13 protein-coding genes and 1 CRISPR repeat array are annotated in these 20,165 nt (G+C 42.2%); of the genes, 4 read left to right on the top strand and 9 right to left on the bottom strand.

Translation table 11 applies throughout. The annotated features are described in order from the left end of the window. Window positions 1-108: 108 nt before the first annotated feature. Window positions 109-375 carry an NIL domain-containing protein gene (locus HUN01_RS32720; protein ID WP_181929651.1) on the top strand — a complete coding sequence of 89 codons (267 nt, stop codon included), beginning with the start codon at window positions 109-111 and terminating at the stop codon, window positions 373-375. Here the strand turns inward: HUN01_RS32720 and HUN01_RS32715 are convergent. The 8 genes from HUN01_RS32715 to HUN01_RS32680 form a co-directional block, all read right to left on the bottom strand. After that, window positions 356-1,675 carry a histidine phosphatase family protein gene (locus HUN01_RS32715; RefSeq protein ID WP_238845851.1) on the bottom strand — a complete coding sequence of 440 codons (1,320 nt, stop codon included), beginning with the start codon at window positions 1,673-1,675 and terminating at the stop codon, window positions 356-358. The two genes, HUN01_RS32720 and HUN01_RS32715, sit on opposite strands and share 20 nt — an antisense overlap. Then, window positions 1,659-3,509 (bottom strand): ABC transporter ATP-binding protein, encoded by a 1,851-nt coding sequence (locus tag HUN01_RS32710; RefSeq protein ID WP_181929650.1) that lies wholly within the window; start codon window positions 3,507-3,509, stop codon window positions 1,659-1,661. Before HUN01_RS32710 ends, HUN01_RS32715 begins: the two co-directional genes overlap by 17 nt. A 2-nt stretch (window positions 3,510-3,511) precedes the next feature. Then, on the bottom strand, window positions 3,512-4,594 hold the full coding sequence (locus HUN01_RS32705) for a glycosyltransferase family 2 protein (protein ID WP_181929649.1): 1,083 nt from the start codon (window positions 4,592-4,594) through the stop codon (window positions 3,512-3,514). Between the two features lie 329 nt (window positions 4,595-4,923). After that, window positions 4,924-6,135 carry a glycosyltransferase gene (locus HUN01_RS32700; protein WP_181929648.1) on the bottom strand — a complete coding sequence of 404 codons (1,212 nt, stop codon included), beginning with the start codon at window positions 6,133-6,135 and terminating at the stop codon, window positions 4,924-4,926. Between the two features lie 235 nt (window positions 6,136-6,370). Beyond that, complete coding sequence (locus HUN01_RS32695; RefSeq protein WP_181929647.1) at window positions 6,371-7,558, bottom strand: glycosyltransferase family protein; 1,188 nt, start codon at window positions 7,556-7,558, stop codon at window positions 6,371-6,373. A gap of 176 nt (window positions 7,559-7,734) precedes the next feature. After that, complete coding sequence (locus HUN01_RS32690) at window positions 7,735-8,982, bottom strand: glycosyltransferase family protein (RefSeq protein WP_338044517.1); 1,248 nt, start codon at window positions 8,980-8,982, stop codon at window positions 7,735-7,737. 646 nt (window positions 8,983-9,628) lie between these two features. Next, a CRISPR array of direct repeats spans window positions 9,629-10,031; the repeat unit is 36 nt; unit sequence CTTTACGATCACATCGCCCCGAAAGGGGATGGAAAC. Between the two features lie 113 nt (window positions 10,032-10,144). Beyond that, on the bottom strand, window positions 10,145-11,284 hold the full coding sequence (locus HUN01_RS32685; RefSeq protein ID WP_181929646.1) for a HAMP domain-containing protein: 1,140 nt from the start codon (window positions 11,282-11,284) through the stop codon (window positions 10,145-10,147). Window positions 11,285-11,286: 2 nt separating this feature from the next. Next, window positions 11,287-11,484 carry a response regulator transcription factor gene (locus HUN01_RS32680; protein ID WP_238845849.1) on the bottom strand — a complete coding sequence of 66 codons (198 nt, stop codon included), beginning with the start codon at window positions 11,482-11,484 and terminating at the stop codon, window positions 11,287-11,289. 292 nt (window positions 11,485-11,776) lie between these two features. On the opposite strand from HUN01_RS32680, the gene HUN01_RS32675 reads away from it, so the two are divergent. Continuing rightward, entirely contained in the window at window positions 11,777-12,970 is a 1,194-nt protein-coding gene (locus HUN01_RS32675; protein WP_181929645.1) for a Coenzyme F420 hydrogenase/dehydrogenase, beta subunit C-terminal domain, read from the top strand. A gap of 65 nt (window positions 12,971-13,035) precedes the next feature. On the opposite strand, the gene HUN01_RS32670 is transcribed toward HUN01_RS32675, so the two are convergent. After that, window positions 13,036-14,052 carry an alpha/beta hydrolase gene (locus HUN01_RS32670; RefSeq protein WP_181929644.1) on the bottom strand — a complete coding sequence of 339 codons (1,017 nt, stop codon included), beginning with the start codon at window positions 14,050-14,052 and terminating at the stop codon, window positions 13,036-13,038. 178 nt (window positions 14,053-14,230) lie between these two features. Between HUN01_RS32670 and HUN01_RS32665 the strand changes: the two genes are divergently transcribed. Together HUN01_RS32665 and HUN01_RS32660 are read left to right on the top strand one after the other, a co-directional pair. Further along, entirely contained in the window at window positions 14,231-14,392 is a 162-nt protein-coding gene (locus HUN01_RS32665) for a hypothetical protein (RefSeq protein ID WP_181929643.1), read from the top strand. A 286-nt stretch (window positions 14,393-14,678) separates the two neighbouring features. Continuing rightward, entirely contained in the window at window positions 14,679-20,144 is a 5,466-nt protein-coding gene (locus HUN01_RS32660) for a trifunctional serine/threonine-protein kinase/ATP-binding protein/sensor histidine kinase (protein WP_181929642.1), read from the top strand. Window positions 20,145-20,165 lie beyond the last annotated feature (21 nt).

Here is a 20,165-nt window from a genome sequence, read left to right as displayed (position 1 = left end):
ACAAATCATGGGATATGGTGCAATCTACCTAGTACCTATCAGGAAATTACCATTAGGGTTAAGGGTAGTTCTGTACCAATCCCGATCAGGGATTAGAATAACTCAGATATGGCTACTGACAATACACTTACCAATAAACGGATTCGACTAAGAATTCCTAAGGATTATCACCAGGAACCTGTTATTTCTCGCCTGGTGTCTGACTATGGACTGACTGTGAATATCACGGCAGCGATTTTGGGAGCCAATGCTGTCGGTGATGGTTGGTTTGACCTTGAATTAAAAGGAACAGATGCACAAATTGAGAGTGGGTTAACCTATCTTCACGATTTGGAATTGGAAGTCTGGGATGATACTAAATTGACTGATTGGTAATATTCATAGCTTGCAACACAGGGAAAGGGCTTTTTAGAGGATAGTAAATAACGCTAAGAGTGTCGGGTACTAATTGCAAACACTGTGGTGAAGTGTCCAAGACGTGAGTCAGCATATTTTTGATGATGGAGGGAGAAGCAACTACTAATCCGGTTGTGGGACGGCTTAAATCTATTTCATTTGATTGCACTACGGCACGTTTAGATAACAGGTTTTGCTGCCAGATGGCGGGAAAATCTTGGCGCAGTACTTGAAGTTGCACGGCTGTTGGATGATATTTCAGCAGTTGCTCGGCGTTTTGTTGGGAACTATCCAAATCACTGCTGAGACTAAAATCTATTGGTACTGTCTGAAGGTGTTCAGCTAGTTGATGAATTAAATGTGGCGCTGTACCTGTGGCTGGGACTACAAGTAGACGCAGACCTTGTTTGCCGTTTTTCAGCTTGGGGATGACTTCACTGAGATGGGTGGTAATATTCATTGCCTCCAGTTGCCCTTGCTGTTCACCGGGTGTAGGAAAATTCAGGATGCTAATACCGCAGTTTGATTGCTGGAGGACATTGTATTGCTGGCATTTCATCGCGATCGCAGTACTAATTAATGCCCGAATTGTGCCACTGTGGCTGACAATTAGAATAGTCTTGCCAACATGGCGCGGTAAAATTTCTTGCCAAAATTGACGGGCGCGATCGTACAAATCTAGTACGGGGAAGCATTGCCCCACAGATGTTGCAACTGCTACGCCACCTCTTCTTAACTCCCTTTCTGGCTGCGGTTCTGCCATCTGAAACTCATGGGGTCGCTCGTTCCAGCAGCGATAATCTGCCGCAAAGTGTTCTTGTACGTATTTGTATGTCAACCCTTGCCATTTGGGGATATCGATTTCTTTGAGATGGGAAGATGTGAAGATTCTCTTTTTCTCTTCTATTTCCATCCCCTCAAGAATCTCAACTGTAGTTTCCTGGACTCGCCGGAGAGGACTTGTATAAATTGCATCTAATTCCGTTCCTCTTAGAGCAATACCAGTTTGGTAAGCATCGCTGCGTCCCTTCTCAGTCAACACTGCATCATCGCAACTTCCTTGATAACGCTTTTGGGCATTGTAAGTACTCTGACCGTGACGCACTAAAATTACGCGGGTTATGGGGATTGGGCATTGGGCATGGGGCATGGGGCATTGAAAAGAGGCAGAGGGGCGGGGAGCAGGGGGCAGAGGGGGAAACTTTTCTCCCTTGCTCCCTGCTCCCTGCTCCCTTGCTTCTTCCCCAGTTCCCAGTCCCCGATCATTTTTCAACTGCATACACATCATCCTCCTGAGAATTTACCGCTGATTTCAATGCATACATTGCGCTGTAATGTCCACCTAAGCGCAGCAATTCTTTATGCGTACCTTGCTCTAAAATCTGTCCGTTTTCGATATAGAGAATTAAATCGGCTTGTTCAACGGCTCTAAGATTATGAGAAACTACGAAGGTAGTGCATTTTTGAGTCAAGCGATCGAGTGCTTCATTAACAGCGTGTTCATTTTCGTTGTCTAAGCCAGTGGTCGGCTCATCCAAAATTACAATCGCAGCTTGACGAATGGCAGCACGAGCGATAGAAATTCTCTGCCGTTGTCCTCCCGAAAGTGTCGCCCCTCTTTCACCCAAAATAGTCTCGTAGCCTTCGGGTAGCGCCATAATAAAATCGTGGGCATTTGCCAGACGCGCAGCTTGTTCAATTGCTTGGTCTGAAGCCCCTAAAAAGCCATAAGCAATATTATCTTTGACACTTGCAGCAAATAAAACGCTCTCTTGTAACACCACACTAATTTGTTGGCGGATAGATTGCACCTTGTATTCGCGCAGGTCATGACCATCAACTAATATTCGCCCTTCTAATGGGTCATAAAGTCGCAACAGCAAACTTACTAAGGTGGATTTTCCGCCACCGGATGGCCCCACTAAGGCGACGCGTTGACCAGGTTGCACCTCAAAGTTGATGTTGTGTAAAATTCTCTTGGTCGGTTCGTAGGCAAAGGTGACATTTTCAAAACGCACACCTCCCAACAAAGGCGGTGCATCCATTGCTCCCCGCGAATCGCGGATTTCGGGTACGGTGTCCAGTACATCTAAAATACGCTCGCCGGAAGCGGTAGCTTTAGCAATTTGCCCGGTGTATTTGGCAAGTTGCCGCATCGGCTTAAAAGCAATCCTGAGATAGTTGACAAATACCAGCAAATCCCCTGGTGTGATTGCCTTTGCCAAGACTAGCTGCACACCCCGCCATAAAACTAAAGCAGTGGCAATGCCTACTAGCAGTTCCACCATGCGTTCTAAACCGGCTGCCAGTTTTTGCGCCTTGGCACTTTCTTTTAAGCTTTGGCGATTATGACCGGAAAAAGTACTCTCCAGCATATTTTGCAGAGAAAGGGCTTGAACAACTTTGATTGCTCCGATGGATTCCGCCGCCGTTGCCGCCATTGCCCCTTCCCGTTGACGTTGCGATCGCACTACTTGCCGAATGCGTTTTGTCAAGCGCGTGGTGAAGAAAATAAATAAGGGAAACACGGCGACGGCAATCAGCGCTAGTTCCCAATGCAGCCAGAACATGACACAAATCATCCCCACTAAGGTGAGGGAATGGGCAATTAGGGGTAATACTGCCATCACCGTCACCTCCCGCAGTCGTTCAATATCAGAGGTAACGCGGGTAATTAAATCGCCGGTTTTGGCTTTGTGGTGAAATGATAAAGATAGATTTTGGAGATGACTGTAAAGGTCAGAACGAATCTCAGTTAACACATTACTAGCAGCCAGTGCCATGCCCACCACACTAAAGTAAGCAGCAGTAGCCCGAAGTAAAGCGATCGCAACTAACCCTAACGTCAAGCCTGTTAATAGGGCAAACGAGCTAAGTCCTGAAAGTAGAGGAATACCCAAAGACTGAGGCTGAAAGCCAGCTACAAGTATGTAGTCAAAAATGAACTTTAGCGGCCAGGGTTCCAGCAGGTGCAAGAAAATCTCAGCCATCAGTGCCACAAAAGACACGATTAGCAGCGCCTTTTGTTTGCTCAACTGGGGCGAAAACCGCTGCAAAATCCTTACAATTCCTGGTAACGCAGCCCTTAGACTTTTAGGATCTCTAGCCGCCATTATTACTTGTCTCCCTTTAGGGATTGATGCAAAAGATAAGGATACAAGGAGATGGGGGGATGAGGGGATTGTTCAGCATGAATACTTCTTATCCTCTTCTGTTGACTTTGAGTATAGCGATCGCTAATGTAGTGATTTAATTTTCTTTCAAGAGCGATCGCTATTTTCTCCAGCCACAGGGGATTTTGCCCAAAGGTGAGACGACTTAGCAACGGCTTCAAAAATCCCTGATGGCGACGATGCCCCATCCGCTTATAGCGCTTCTTGAAATACTTGTCATTCATTGTCAAATTCCACTTTGCAGAAAAGTGTTCTAAACTGGCAATTTCCCAAGCATTACTCCAGCGCAACATAAAGAATGCTAGTTCTGACAATTCAAACTTTAGTCCTGGTACATAAGTAACTACCGAAGCCGGTTCACAGTAAAATGTACCTCTTGCCTCAGCTACTTTTAGACAAAAATCAATGTGTTCTCGCGTACTCAGGAATCCCTCATCTAACAACCCTATTTGCCCAAAAATCTCAGTGCGAACTAACATACAGTGAAACTCGGCAAACTCACATTGTGTACGATGAAGTTGATCCTGCACCTCAGCAACTTTCCGATTTACAAAGTAATGTTTTTCATGCACCCGTCGCTTGACTCCAGTCTCCTGTATCTCCAGAACAATATGAGCTTCACCACCTGCCAAATGTACTGTTTCCCCCAAAGGCTGACCAATGCAAGTTAGCGGACAGACTACAGTCGCTTTCGTATCTTTGGCGCATTCGAGTAAGGAGTTGAGCCAGCCTGGACTGACAATTACATCGTTGTCAACAAATACTAAATACTCGCTATTAACTTGTTGTAAACCCAAGTTGCGGGCTTGGTTGGGTGAAAGGTAGTGTTCTGTGCGGATTAATTGGAATCCTTTTTCTAGGGCTTGTTCTTGGAGGTAGCGCTGGATATGCCGAGGTGAATTGCCATCTATATAAACTAGAGAGAAAGGTAGTTGAGTGTGTTCGTAAATGCTTTCTAGTGATTCGCGGGTGTAACTGAATCGCTCACGCTGGGAAACAATTATAGTGATTTGTGGTTTATTCATGGTTAAAATCTAGAGTTTCTGCGTACTGTACGCCGTTTACCCCACCCTAACCCTCCCCTTGCAAAGGGGAGGGAACAAGATTTTCCGGTTTCCCCCCTTTACAAGGCTACGGTATATACACAAGTCTCAAGTAGTTGATGAATGCGGATTTTACCCCACCCTAACCCTCCCCTTGCAAAGGGGAGGGGACTAGATTTTCTTGTTTCCCCCCTTGGCAAGGGGGGATTAAGGGGGGTAATTCGACTTGTGTGTACACCGTAGCCTTTGCAAGGGGGGATTAAGGGGGGTAAGTGGATGCAACAAAGGTGCAGGTCATTGTTAGGAAGGGACTACACGAAAGATATTTCGCCTAACAAAGCTGCATCAGAGATTCTTAAGACTCGTTCGTAAACATTCATCCAGTTTTGATATTCTACTGATGGGGCAAGCTGTTGAGTTACTTTTGTCTTAGCTTTTGCACCCAACTTTTGCCGTAGTTCTGGTTGAGTTGCCAGATATCGGATTGCAGCAATTAATTCTTCGGTACTGCCGGGGTTGATAAGCAAACCGTCTACACCATCTTCTATGATTTCTGCGATCGCATCTACACGAGTGCCAATTATTGCTCGACTCGCTAGCATCGCTTCCAACAGGGCATTGGGACAACCCTCATTCAGCGAGGGAATCGCAAAAATATCTAAATGTGGTAAATAAGCCAAAGCCTCTTGGCGACTGGTAATTCCAGTGATGCGGAGGCGATGACCAATTTCACTTGGCTGGATTTGTTGCTGCCAATATTCTTGTTCTTTATCAACAAAATCACCTATTAATAAGAGTGTTAAATCTAACTCTTGACCCAACTCGGCACAGGTATCAAGGAGAAATTCAATCCCCTTTTTATCTCGGAATCTCCCCGATGAACCGATAACAATACCTGGTAATTCCTTAACTAAAGATGGGGTGGGGAATTGCTCAAAATCGATAGGTGCGATGGAATTCCAGAAAGCTGATGATTTTAACTTCACACTGGGAGTAATAACACTAGCTCTTTTGAGCAAGTCGCGGCTGACAAATGTCACCCAATCAGAATTCTCTAAAATCCATGCTATCTGAGCATGATTCTTAGGATTAAAAATATGTTTATGCAAGTCGCTACCACGAACACTATTGATTACCGGAACATCATTTTCTCTGGCTAAAAGCGTCGTTACATAACCTGCTTCATTTAGAAAGAAGGCGTGAAACAAGTCAAAGTTATGCTTTTGATGCAGACATTTGAGTTGAAAGTAAACATCGCTAAAAAAATCTTGGATTTCTGTTGTTTGAGTCCGAACGGCTGACTTAATGCGATGTACAAATACACCATCTTGAAGCATTGATGTGCAACTTGCTCGTCTGCGACTTCCATCAGAAACTAGCCGTTGTTTAGAGCGAAAAACGGCAATATGAACTTCATAGCCGCTATCATTTAGCATCTTTGCAATCCGATGCACTGATTCACCAACTCCGCCAATATCAGGTGGATATTCGAGTGTAGTAATACAAATTTTTGTTTTAACCATGATTTGATTTTTCTGTGAATTTATCAAACAGAATTCAGGAGTCAGGAGTCAGAATTCAGAATGAATTCTGTATGACTGGTGGATGAATCACCGGGTTTAATACCCCACCAAATAAATCTATGATTTGATGGTCTTCAAGACGTTCGCGGACTCGCTAAAGCTACGCTATCAGTCGCTGGTCTGAATCCCCGACTGATTAGATTCTGACTCCTGAATTCTGACTCCTGACTCCTTCTCATGCAACTTTTTGCTTAAATGCTAGAGCTTTTAAGACAGTTGCAGTTTTTTCAACTCCATTAGAATCAAAGCTAATTTTATTAGGTTGCTCTTTCAGGTAATGAATAATATTAATAGCTAAGTAATCTGGTTTCAAATCATTAGGATTGATAAACTTGACGATTCCTAAATTGCTTAACTTTTCGGCTCTAATAGTTTGTTCTCGATCCTGGTTGCCTGTAAAGGGAAGAATCATAGCTCGTACACCTGTAGTTAGAACATTCATTGTGGTGTTATAGCCAGACATATTTATCGAGAGGTCTGCTTTTTTCATGTAATTTAGCAAGTAAGGAGTATAGCGTCGAATGTGGATATTCTTACTAAATTTTGCCATTGCTTGCAGTTCCTTAAATTTGGAATCGGGGATAAATGGCCCGGTAAAAACCTGAATATTGTGCGGTAATGATTTCTCTAAGAAAGGGGCTGTGTTCACTACACATTCAAGCAATTCATGACCAAATCTCCCACCGCCTACGCTAACTAAAATCAGGGGTTTTTCTGATTTAATAATTTCTCGATCTTCATCAGTAAGCGCAGGATTTGTCGGTGGTTCTTGTACAACATATCCAGTGTAATATACTTGACATTTGAGGTCATGGACTCTAGAAAAAGTTTCTTCTAGTGGTACTAATTCTGGGTCACCGTGAACCAGCAACGTATCAAAATATTTGTTGATTAATTTACATACTTTCTCTTCGTGTTTTGCTTTTTTCTCTGGTTTAGCAACTACAATATCTCGCAAACTAGAAACGACTTTCGTTGAGCTTCCATTTGATTTTGCTCTTTCTAATAAGGGAATTAATTCAAAAGAAAAGCGTCTTCTCCCAAAGGGAAATAACTCAACTATTAAAATATCAGGCTGGAATTGGTCAAATATTTCTAGAAGTCGATTTTTTCTGATTTCCTTCACTTCCGCGAGATTCAAGGCATCATCTACTACTTGCAGTTCTGTAAATTCTGCGTCAGTTTTAATTGCAGGTAAGTTGATGACTTCGACACCAGCAGGAATTTCAAATCCTTGAATTATTTCACCGCCATTAATAAAACAAATTTGGAAGTCTTGGGTTAAACCGCGCACAATTTCTCGGCTGCGAACTAGATGCCCCATACCTAAAATATGTTGGCAATAGAACATAATACGTTTCATGATACTTTTACCTCTTTCAACAATTTTGGATTTTACATTTTTGATTTTGAATTGTCAAAGAGTTGTTGGTAATTCCTTTGAGTACTCCATCTATTGTTATGAGTTTGCTTAAAACAAACAAAGCAAAAGTTATAAAACCAAAAGAAAAAGTGACTTAGGACTTGTCTACTTTTTAATTAAACAATTTTGGCAATCATCATTAATTCTGGTAATTGTTCCGGGGATTTGTAACAAAATGAACTCACGCTCTTTTTTTTTGCGAGTAAGGCAGAAATGTATTGGCTAATTTTGGGCAATCCATCCATATTAATTGTGGAAAAGGAAATCTGCGGAGTTTGGAGTTGTTGTAACAGCGATCGCAGTAATATATCTGGAGTCAGATCATTTGGATGAATCGCTGCCAAAATCCCCAACTTGGACAAGTGTTCTGCACGGATGCACTGTTCTCGTGATGGTTTAATTCTGGGTACTACTACAGCTGGCTTACCCGCTGAGAGAATCTCGCAAGTTGTGTTGTAGCCTCCCATTGCTACTACGGCATCTGCGGTGGCGATGTAACTCATCAAATCATCGGTAAATTCGCCTATTTGCACTTGGGGATATGCTGCTGCTTTCCGTTGCAGTGAGGCTTGGTGTTCTAAGGGCATTTCTGGGCCACATATAATTAAACTTCGGAATTTATAGGAATCTGGCAACAATACCAAACTCGATAAATATGTGTCAATTAACCTGTAACCATCTTCGCCACCACCCGGCGTAACTAAAATAAATTGTTCTTCTGGACTTAATCGCAACTCGCTGCGGATGAGATTTGGACTTTTACGCCCCAATTCTGTGCGGATGTAACCACAAAACTGTACCTTCTCGGCAACCATTGGCGGTAGTTGATATTCTTGGCGAATGTCGAAAATTTCGGGAGTGCCAACGACAAGCACGCGATCGTAAAATCTATGTATTGCTTCGTTGTTACCGTGCTTTTGCCATTCTGGAATCGTCACATCTCGATGATCCAAAATGTCGCGCAGCAGGAGAATTAGGGAAGTTTCTGTCAACTTTGTTTTTAGATATTCGATAGCCGCTTTTAATTCATTACGGATACCATAAGGCTTTTTGTCTACTAGAAATATATCAGGTTTAAAATTAGCGATCGCAGATAAAATTAACTCTGAGCGCAACTTCACTGTTTCTTCGATTTCTGTCCCTAGATACTTGACAGACATTTCACCAGATGTTCCCCGATTTAAGCAGGGTAGTTTAATATAATCGAGTCTTTTGGGGAGACGAAAGCTGTGCAGCATCGGCGAACCAGAAATCACCAGAATAGAAAGTTCTGGAATCGAATCAAGTAAGTGGGTGCATATTGCCAGCATTCTGCGAATATTACCGAGACCGAAGCCATCGTGGGAATATACCATCAGTCTCATGGTTAAATGTCCCTAAGTTATTCAGTGAATGGATGCCGAACTAATTAAAAGCTTCCCAAGCTTACATGAGTCTTTTATGAAACTTCTATGAGAAAATTCTCATCATTCTTTTGTCAAAATTGAAGAATAATTCTGACTTCTGCATACTTCTTCAATTCCGATTGCGTAATGGCAGTATAAGTCAATTCTGCTGACTTTTCACGTTATGTGGAGAAGTCCACGAAAAACCTAACCCCCTAACCCCCTTCCCGATGCGGGAAGGGGGAAATTCAAAGTCTCTCTCCTTTTAGGAGAGAGATTTAGAGAGAGGTTTTCCAGATGCCGCTGAATTGTCAGGTCAATTCTGGGTTTAGAAATGCGATCGCCCAAATTCCCTAGTTTTTTGTAACAATCGTGTAATAGATTTGACAAAAAAGGCGTAAAAGTTTTAGTTTGGAAGCAGCGTATGTCGTTCATCGACACCACTCGCCCGAACCTTGAAAACCGCATAACTTGGTTGACTGGTGTCGATTGCTTACACAGCAAGGCTTTCAAGCTGTGAAATGCATTGGTTATTGACAATATTTCGGGAGTTATTGACACTAAAAAAGTGGCGTCGATTAGGGGGTCTGAAACCCGCTCCTGGTAAGGTTTCCAGAAGTGAACTCTTTACGATCACATCGCCCCGAAAGGGGATGGAAACTTAATATCATGACCTTTTTCAAGGATATTGCCAGAACTTTACGATCACATCGCCCCGAAAGGGGATGGAAACAAATTACCACCAATCAAAGCAGCAGAAACTAAAAAAGACTTTACGATCACATCGCCCCGAAAGGGGATGGAAACCTTTGATGTTTGCTTAACTGCGTTTGAATTACTTACTTTACGATCACATCGCCCCGAAAGGGGATGGAAACTTTTGAATCTTTGGAGGTGTAAAGGAGTAATGCCCCTTCTTTACGATCACATCGCCCCGAAAGGGGATGGAAACTGGACTGAGGATTGGCGGTCTGAGTTTGCCCTTCGGTCACCTTTACGATCACATCGCCCCGAAAGGGGATGGAAACTTTTGTTCCAACTCTGGAACAAAAATGGCGGGACTTACTTTACGATCACAAAGACGCGATAAATCGCCGTCTCTACAAAAATCAGTCCTTGTAGAGACGGCGATTTATCGCGTCTATTGCTCAACCGAACTTTCCTCGCACTCATTTTCTACGAGATTTGCTTGGGTGGAACGTAATTCTTCTAACGCCAATTCTAAACAGCGATTTTTCTCATCTAACTCCCGCGTCCGTTCGCGCACCTTCTTTTCTAGCACCTGACTGTATACTTCTAACTGTTCATTAGCATCCTTTTGGGCTTTGATGAGTTGCTGAACTTCCTGGATAAGACGATTGAGAGAAGTCGCTAAGATGCCAACTTCATCATTAGTCGTGACGGGTGCTTGTAAATCGAAATTAGATTCTTCTGTAACCTGTTGGGCAATATGAGTGACAGCTTGAATGGGACGGGCAATGGCGCGACTGGTGTAAATTGCTAATAATGTAGCGATCGCAATTGATAGTGACAGGCTACCAACGATAATGTATAAACGTAATTTTTCCGCCGTTTGTAGTTCCAGTTTTGCTTGCTGATACTCCTCGGCTGTAACTTTCACAAGCTTGCTGATGTCATTGAGAAAGTCATCCATCAAAAAAACCGACGAGCCATGCATAAAATTAAACAATTGACTTTGTGCTGTCTTAATCTGGCTCGGTGATAAATTATTGGGATTATTCTCTTTAAAAAAAGCTTCTGTGCGCTGTAAATAAGCACTAAAACCTTGATAATTCTGCAACAACGGGTAAACTGTTTTCTGCCCACTTCCAGAACCATACATGGTGGGCTTGTTAATGGTGTAATTTGCTGTTAATTCAAACCAAACTTGTCGGGCTTCGGCAACATGGTCAAGTAATTGAGTGTAATTTTTGTTCCACAGTTTTGGTCGATCCATGTAGAGAATCAGTTGATGTTGAGTAGTGCGAACAAAAAACACACTCGTTTTGAGTTGAGACGCTTGATATAACTCTTCAAATGCTGCTTCTTCCCGTTTTTGTGCCTTCTGCTTGTAATAATCTGCAATCACAAAACCCATAGTAGTTCCCAGCACGGCGATGCTCACAAGCAGCGCATATCCAATACCGATCTTTTGACCAACCTTCAAATAACTAAACCAATGTCTAGAAACACTTGTGTGTCCAGTGAGGTTATTTGATACTTGCAAGTGGTTATTCGATTGCTTAGAAGTCAGTTTATCGAACTTAATGTGCTGTTTCATACTCAACCACGACTTAGATGGATTTTAATTCGTTCCAGCAAGTCACTGAAGCGAAATGGCTTGGTAATATAGTCATTTGCTCCATTTTTGAATGCGATCGCTCCTTTTTGATCGTCTTTACGAGCTGTGATGATGATAATGGTTAGTGTCTCTCCCTGTCTACGAATTTCTTTTATTACCGTGCAGGCGCTTTCACACAAACAAAAACCAGCACAAATAATTTTTCGGAAAATTCCCGAAAAATAGCCAAAGTCAACAGCCTAGTACCGCAAGGCGGAATTAAAAATTAAAAATTAAAAATGAAGACAGTGTAAGGGTTTTGTTGATTGGGAATGAGTGGTTTATTTTCGCCGTGCTGTACTAGTCTGAATCCCCAATCCCCAATCCCCAGTCCCCAGTCCCCAATCCCCAATCCCCAATCCCCAGCCCCCAGTTTATAGCCAGTAAAGGTATTGTAATAAAAGCGATTCCTGGATAAAACAAAAAGTTTATATGACCTCAGTTTCTCCTCACAAAAAAGCCAGAGCCTTAAAACCTACCAGCCGCCGCCCTGCAAAAGAACTCTGTAGCGAGTGCGGACTATGTGATACATACTATATTCATTATGTCAAGGAAGCCTGCGCTTTTATTAATCAGCAAATAGGTGAACTTGAAGCAGAAACGCATACGCGATCGCGTCATCTCGACAACCCCGATGAACTCTACTTTGGTGTTCACCAAGACATGATGGCGGCGCGGAAACAACAGCCCATCGAAGGCGCACAATGGACGGGTATTGTTAGCAGCATCGCTATTGAAATGCTCAATCGCGGCTTAGTTGAAGGTGTGGTGTGTGTGCAAAACACTAAAGAAGACCGTTTTCAACCCATGCCCGTCATCGCTCGTACCCCAGAAGAAATACTAGCAGCACGGGTAAATAAACCAACACTTTCCCCGAACCTTTCTGTGTTGGAACAGATAGAAAAATCGGGAATGAAGCGGCTGTTGGTAATTGGTGTTGGTTGCCAAATTCAAGCATTACGAGCCGTAGAAAAACAACTTGGTTTAGAAAAGCTGTATGTTTTGGGTACGCCCTGCGTAGACAATGTTAATCGCGCCGGACTGCAAAAATTCTTAGAAACCACCAGCCGATCGCCTGATACAGTTGTCCATTATGAATTCATGCAAGACTTCCGGGTTCACTTCAAACATGAGGATGGCTCATCTGAAACAGTGCCTTTCTTTGGCTTGAAGACTAACAAACTCAAAGATGTCTTTGCCCCATCCTGTATGAGTTGCTTTGATTACGTCAACTCACTAGCCGATTTAGTCGTTGGCTATATGGGCGCACCCTTCGGCTGGCAATGGATTGTAGTCAGAAATGATACTGGTAAGGAAATGCTGGACTTGGTGAAAGACCAGTTAGACACTCAACCAGTGACATCTAAAGGCAACCGGAAAGAAGCTGTACAGCAAAGTATTCCTGCTTACGATAAAGGCGTTACCCTCCCGATGTGGGCAGCAAAACTGATGGGTGTGGTGATCGAAAAAATTGGCCCCAAGGGTTTAGAATATGCGCGGTTTTCCATTGATTCTCACTTTACTCGGAATTATTTGTATGTAAAGCGGAATCATCCAGAGAAATTAGAAGCGCACGTTCCAGAGTTTGCCAAGCGTATTGTGGAGCAATATAAGTTACCAGAGTAATCTTTCGCGTTTGTGTGAGATATATCTAAGCCTGCAAAAGCAGGCTTTTTTGTCTGCTAGTAAATTTAGGAATCTGGATTGATGCAGTTAAGATGCTCACAACCAAAAGCTTGAGTCATCATTGCAGCTAGCTGTTGAGAAACTTGTCCATCAAAGTTGAGTTTGAGCATGATTTGGTCATAGGTTTGTCCCTGCGTTATCTGCTTTGCTATTTGCTCAAACTCTACCCAAGTCAAATCACTCTCAACAAATGCTTTAGCAAGAGTAATTACCAGCTCCTCATAATCATTGTCTTCCAGTTTTGTCATCATTCGGTGTTCAATGTGAAGCGAATCATCGAAACAGTAATACCAGGATTTCGGTTGCTCTTTAACTACCTTTCGGAAAAAATCTTGTTGTTTGGAAAGCTTAACAGCACGATCTGCTTCACTACATACCATTAAAATAGGAGCGGAAACACAGCCTTGAGCCTTTTCTGAAACTTCCCCTGCCAACTGAAGAAATATCCGTAATGCCTTGAGACAAAAACCTTTATAACCAAAATTGCCAGATGCGTCTTTGTTAAACCATTCAAAATAAATTGGTAGGATTTTGATAAGTTGATCTAATAGTGAGTAACGACTAGCTAAATAAGGGGTGAACAATAAAGTGCTGTCAATCTCCTGGGGATGCTCTAAAGCTAACCAAGCAGCTAAAGTTCCACCTGTTGACAATCCACCAATTACAACTTGTTGTCCTAGCGTTTTTGCAATCTGCAACCATTTGAGCAGAAATTGTTGATATATCTGAATATCTGTTGGTAGTGGTGGAGGATTTTGACGACTCCAGTTTCCTGAGCGTCCATGACCAGGTTGTAAAGGAATCAGAACGTTATATCCGTTGTTAAAGAAGGCTTCACCGAGCGGCTCGAACTGGTAAGGGCCTGCTGTAAAACCATGCAAAAACAAAAAAACTTTTGACGTTAAGTAAGGATGAATTAAAAATTTGGAACGACAGGCTTCGTTTTTCAGACCTAACGTGGACTCTAATTGGTGAACTTGCTCCAGGATTTCTGCTGTATTTGTTGGGATGGTAACTTTCATCTATTACTTATTATTCTTGTATGTAATATACTTGACTTTATTAATTAAGTAGTTACTTTGGATCTAGCAGAGGATATATTTTGTAGCGGTTCACAGGATTAAAAGTGTTACCAAGATTCTGAGGTACACATAGATGGTAAATTAAGATGCATGAATGTAGTGTGCCTCGTTTACGGGATTGAAATCCCTAGCTCCGATTGGGAAAAAACTCTCTTTCTGTATCAAAGAACTGGTGGAGAAAATGGGGCAGCGTATAAAACAATCGGAAAGAGAATTAGCGGATAAAGAAGCTGAAAATCAAGAACTGCTAGAAAAAACCAATCGAACATCAATAAACTGAAACTGGAAGCAAGCGATGCAATCGAATCTGTGGTATTAGAAGCGAAAACATACGTGCAAAACTCTCCTGTAGTTGGAGCGTGTTTGTGCCTCACCCGATTAAATATTTCGCTGCCAAAGAGAATCAAAATTTAGGAGTAGTCAAAGCCAAGAAATCTCTAGCCTCCAAGCTAGATTTGTCTCCTTGGGCTATGTCCTCTTGAAAAAATGCAATTACCTTAATCTCTCACTGATGGGGGCGAATCTGGGAATACTAAATGCTAAGGTCTTAAAAATTCAAAAGAATTATGATTAGTAGTGTAGTTACCATTCCCGGCTATCAAGTCAGCGAAGAACTCTACAACGGTTCTAGAACCTTGGTTTATCAAGCAGTTCGAGAGGTTGACGAACAGCCTGTGGTCATTAAACTGCTGAAAAATCCTTACCCTAGTTTCATCGAACTTTTGTCGTTTCGCAATCAGTACACCATAGCTAAAAATCTCAACTTACCTGGAATCATTCAAACCTATAGCTTGGAAACGTACCAGAATGGCTATGCATTGGTAATGGAAGACTTTGGAGGAATTTCCCTAAAGCAATGGGGAACTGTACCAAGTGTCATTGAATTTTTGCTTTTAGCGATCGCCGTGTGCAATATATTAGATATTCTCATTCGTCATCGGATTATTCACAAAGATATTAAACCTGCCAATATTCTGATTAATCCAGAAACTCGTGATATCAAACTCATTGACTTTAGTATTGCATCTCTGCTAACACGAGAAACCCAAACCCTGAAAATTCCCAATGTGTTAGAAGGAACACTCGGCTATTTGTCACCGGAACAAACCGGACGAATGAATCGTTGCATAGACTACCGTACTGATTTCTATTCTCTAGGCGTAACTTTTTACGAGTTACTGACAGGGGAATTACCCTTCCAATCAAACGATCCAATGGAGTTAGTGCATTGCCATATTGCCAAACTTCCACCTCTAGTACATGAAATTAATCCAGAAATTGCACCGATACTCTCAGAAATTGTCAGCAAATTGATGGCGAAAAATGCCGAAGACCGCTATCAGAGTGCATTCGGGCTGAAATATGATTTAGAAACTTGCTTGCATCAACTCCAGCAAACGGGCAAAATTGAAAGTTTCCCCATTGGGCAACGGGATGTTAGCGATCGCTTCATTATCCCCGAAAAACTCTATGGTCGGGAAGAGGAAGTCAAATCTTTGCTAGCAGCATTTGACCGTGTTACTAATCATCAGACGGTTACTGAGCGTAGCCGAAGTACCGAACTGATGTTAGTCGCAGGGTTTTCTGGGATTGGGAAAACAGCGATTATTAACGAAGTTCATAAGCCGATTGCCCAACAAAGAGGCTATTTCATCAAAGGCAAGTTTGACCAATTTAATCGGAATATTCCTTTTTCTGCCTTTGTACAGATGTTTCGAGATTTAATGGGGCAATTGCTCAGTGAAAATGATACTCAATTATCAGCTTGGAAAATCAAAATATTAGCAGCGCTGGGTGATAATGGGCAAGTCATTATTGAGGTAATTCCAGAACTAGAACAAATTATTGATCAACAACTACCTGCACCCAATTTATCTGGAACTGCGGCACAAAATCGATTTAATCTACTATTTCAAAAGTTTATCCAAGTATTCACTACCAAAGAACATCCTTTGGTGATTTTCTTAGATGATTTGCAGTGGGCAGATTCAGCATCTTTAAAGTTAATGCAGTTGCTGATGGATGATTCAGATGGTGGGTATTTATTATTAATTGGAGCTTACCGCGACAATGAGGTTTCTGCTGCTCATCCTTTGATGTTGACACTAGAAGAGATTGCTAAAGCCAAAGTCACAATCAATATGATTACACTAGCACCGTTGAGTGTAACAAGTTTAAATCAACTAGTTGCCGATACCCTCAGTTGTTCGCAACAAGTCGCACAACCACTAACTCAACTGGTGTATCAAAAGACTAAAGGGAATCCATTCTTTAGTACGCAATTTCTCAAAGCACTGCATGAAGATGGACTAATCCAGTTTGATTTTGATCGGGGAATTTGGCAGTGTGATATTCCTCAAGTGAAAGCGTTAGCTCTAACGGATGATGTTGTTGAATTCATGGCATTGCAGTTGCAAAAGTTGCCAACAGCGACCCAGGATGTTTTGAAATTAGCTGCGTGCATTGGTAACGAATTTGACTTAGCAACCTTGGCGATGGCTACGTCCGCCGTTCGCGGAGCGTCTGTCTGCGACACGCTGCGCGAATGCAGAGAAGGCATCGCACGAGGCGCAGTCTCTACAAATATTTCCCAAACCTCAGAAGCCGAAACTGCAACAGCCCTATGGAAAGCTTTACAAGAGGGATTAATCCTACCTCAAACTGAAGTTTATAAGGTATATGCGGGTCAAGAAAGTCAAACAATTGTAGGGCAAAGCTCACAAGCAGTTACTTATAAGTTTTTGCACGATCGCGTCCAACAAGCTGCTTATTCTCTAATACCTGACGATGAGAAACAGACTACTCACTTAAAGCTGGGGCAGCTACTATTAAATAATATTTCCCCAAGCGAGCAACAAGAGAGGATTTTTCAAATTGTTAGTCAATTAAATATGGGGTTGGGATTACTTACTCAACAGACCGAACGCAATCAATTAGCTCAATTAAATCTGATAGCTGGACGGAAAGCCAAGGCTTCTACTGCCTACACTGCTGCGGTTCAGTATTTAACACTAGGAATAGAATTGTTAGCAGCAGATAGGTGGCAAAATCAGTATGCTTTGACGCTAGCGCTGTATGAGGAAGCCGCAGAAGCAGAATACTTAAACACCCACTTTGAACAAGCTATCAGTCTCGCAGACTTGATATTGCAGCAAACCACGCATCTGTTGGATAAAATTAAGACCTATGAGCTAAAAGTTCAAATTTATATTGCCCAAGATCGGCAAGTTCAAGCTATTGAAACAGGGTTAAAAGCACTAGAGCAGTTAAAAATTTCGTTGATATTACCTGATGTAAAGCAGGAGAATTATTTAGAGCGACTACCAGAGTTGACAAGTTTGGCTAGTATTCCAGAGATGGTCAATCCTGAATCTTTGGCTGCACTCCGGTTGCTGAGTAGCATTACTCCTCCTGTTCATCATGTCAAACCGGATATGTTTCCGTCAGTGGCGCTGACAATGCTTCATCTTTGTCTTGAGCAGGGACATTCATCATTGGCTGCTTATGTCTATGGAATTTATGGCTTATTTCTGTGTGCTGTAATCAAAGATGTAGACGCTGCTTATCACTCAGGTCAGATATCTCTAAAGCTTTTAGAGCAATACCATGCCAAAGAATTTAGCTGCAAAATTTATATGCTCTTTGGTGCTTTTATTTGTGCGTGCAAGGAGCATGGTAGAAATACACTCAAATTGTTACGAGAAAGTATGCAGTGTGGACTAGAGGTTGGAGACATGGAAAACGCTAGCTATTCAATAATGGCTGAGTGTACACATTTATTCTTGATTGGAGAACCTCTAAATTATGTTGAGAAAACGCAAGCAAAATATACTGATTTACTTTTAAATTTAAAACAAAAACATTGTGTTGATTATGCCCAGATTTGGAGGCAAATCACTTTAAACTTCCTCGGAGAAACCTCTGATCAATTTCACCTGAGTGGTAGTGATTTTGATGAGACAAAAATGCTACTGCATTTTCATAACACCCATAATCATCAATCACTATTTGCTATCTATGTAGCTAAAACAATTATACTTTATACATTTGAAAGCTATGAACAGGCTGTAACTAATGCAGAGCAAGCCATTGAGTTTGTAGATGGAGCCTTTGGCCCACTACTTGTTGCTGTACATAACTTTTACTACTCTTTGTCTTTACTTGCAAGATATTCTGAGTGCGATAGCGAAGCGCTGCTGCCTTCAGCAGTTCGCAATCAACAGGAACGCTGCTTAAATCAAGTAGCTATCAACCAAAAATTCATGGGCTATTGGGCTGCTCGTGCTACTGTTAATTACCAGCACAAGTATGATTTAGTTGAAGCAGAAACAGCGCGGGTGATGGGAAATACACTCCAAGCAATGGAGTATTACGATCGCGCCATTACAGCAGCTAAAGAAAACGGCTACCTCAATGAAGAAGCACTTAGCAATGAGTTGGCAGCCAAATTTTACCTCAACTTGGGTAAAGAAAAGGTGGCTCAAGCCTACATCCAAGAAGCCTACTATTGCTACGCTCGTTGGGATGCCAAAGCTAAAATTGATGACTTGGAAACACGTTATCCGCAATTACTACAATCTATTCTGCAACAAAAGCAATTCACTCTCCAACCCTTAGAAACCATTGCTATACCTGCCCGCACGATTCATCAACCAACGCAAACATCTAACTCCAGCAGCACTTCTATCTCTGAAGCCTTAGATTTTACCACCGTTCTGAAAGCATCTCAGAGCGTATCTAGCGAGATTCATTTAGACAAATTGCTCATTAACTTACTCAATGCAATTATCACCAATGCTGGAGCCAGTAAATGTGTGCTGATGTTAATGCAGGAGAATGATTTGCAAGTAGAAGCGATCGCTCAACTTGGACAAGAACCCAGCATTGGACTAGCACTGCCAATTGATCGGAGTTTTGATCTTCCTATTAGTCTAATTTACACTGTCAAACGCAGTTTACAATCCCTTGTGATCGCTGATGCTAGAACAGAGATGACTCTGATGAGTGATTTCTATATCACAAAGCACCAGCCCAAGAGCCTACTATGTAATCCCATCGTGCATCAGGGTAAACTACTGGGAATTTTATATCTAGAAAATAACCTGGCTACGGAAGCGTTTACACCAGATCGGTTGGAAATTGTCAAGCTTCTATCATCCCAAGCTGCCATTTCGATCGAAAACGCTAATCTCTACAATACTCTCGAACAGAAAGTTAGCGATCGCACTCAACAACTTTCCGAAGCGCTAGAAGAACTCAAAACGACTCAAGATCAGCTTGTGGAATCCAAGAAAATGGCTGCTTTAGGTAGCTTGGTAGCAGGGGTTGCTCATGAAGTTAATACCCCTGTTGGTACTAGCATCACACTGGTATCAACCCTAATTGATAAAACTACTGCTCTCATCACAACAGTTGAGCAGGGACAGCTAAAACGGGCAGATTTAACCAACTACCTGAACATTGCTAAAGAATGTGGAGACATTATTTTGACAAACCTTAATAGTGCCGCAGAATTGGTGCAAAGTTTCAAACAGGTTGCTGTCGATCAAACCAACCTGGAGCGACGCACTATTAGGGTTAAAGTTTATCTGGAAGAAATGCTTTTTAGTTTGGCACCAAATTTAAGAAAAACACTACATACGGTAACTGTAACTGGTGATGATACTGTAACCATTAGCACTTATCCAGGAGCATTGGCACAAGTTGTCACCAATTTGGTGATGAACTCTCTCATGCACGCATATCAGCCCGAAGAAGCTGGGGAAATGCACCTTCATGTGTTAAGGCAAGCCGATCGAGCGATCATTCAGTACCGTGATGATGGCTGTGGTGTTCCCGAAGAGTATCACAGCCGCATTTTTGAACCCTTTTTTACCACAGCAAGGCATCGCGGTGGAACAGGACTAGGATTGCATATTGTCTACAATCTAGTCACCCAAAAATTGCGGGGAAGAATCAATGTGCAAAGCGAAGTGGGGAAGGGAACTCTATTTATAGTAACCCTTCCACTTGAGCCACAGGTTACTCCATGAACGCCAGAATTAGGGATAATC

This window comes from Nostoc edaphicum CCNP1411 (genome assembly GCF_014023275.1).
GTDB classification, from domain to species: Bacteria; Cyanobacteriota; Cyanobacteriia; order Cyanobacteriales; family Nostocaceae; genus Nostoc; species Nostoc edaphicum_A.
This window is presented reverse-complemented; position numbering and strand designations above follow the sequence as displayed.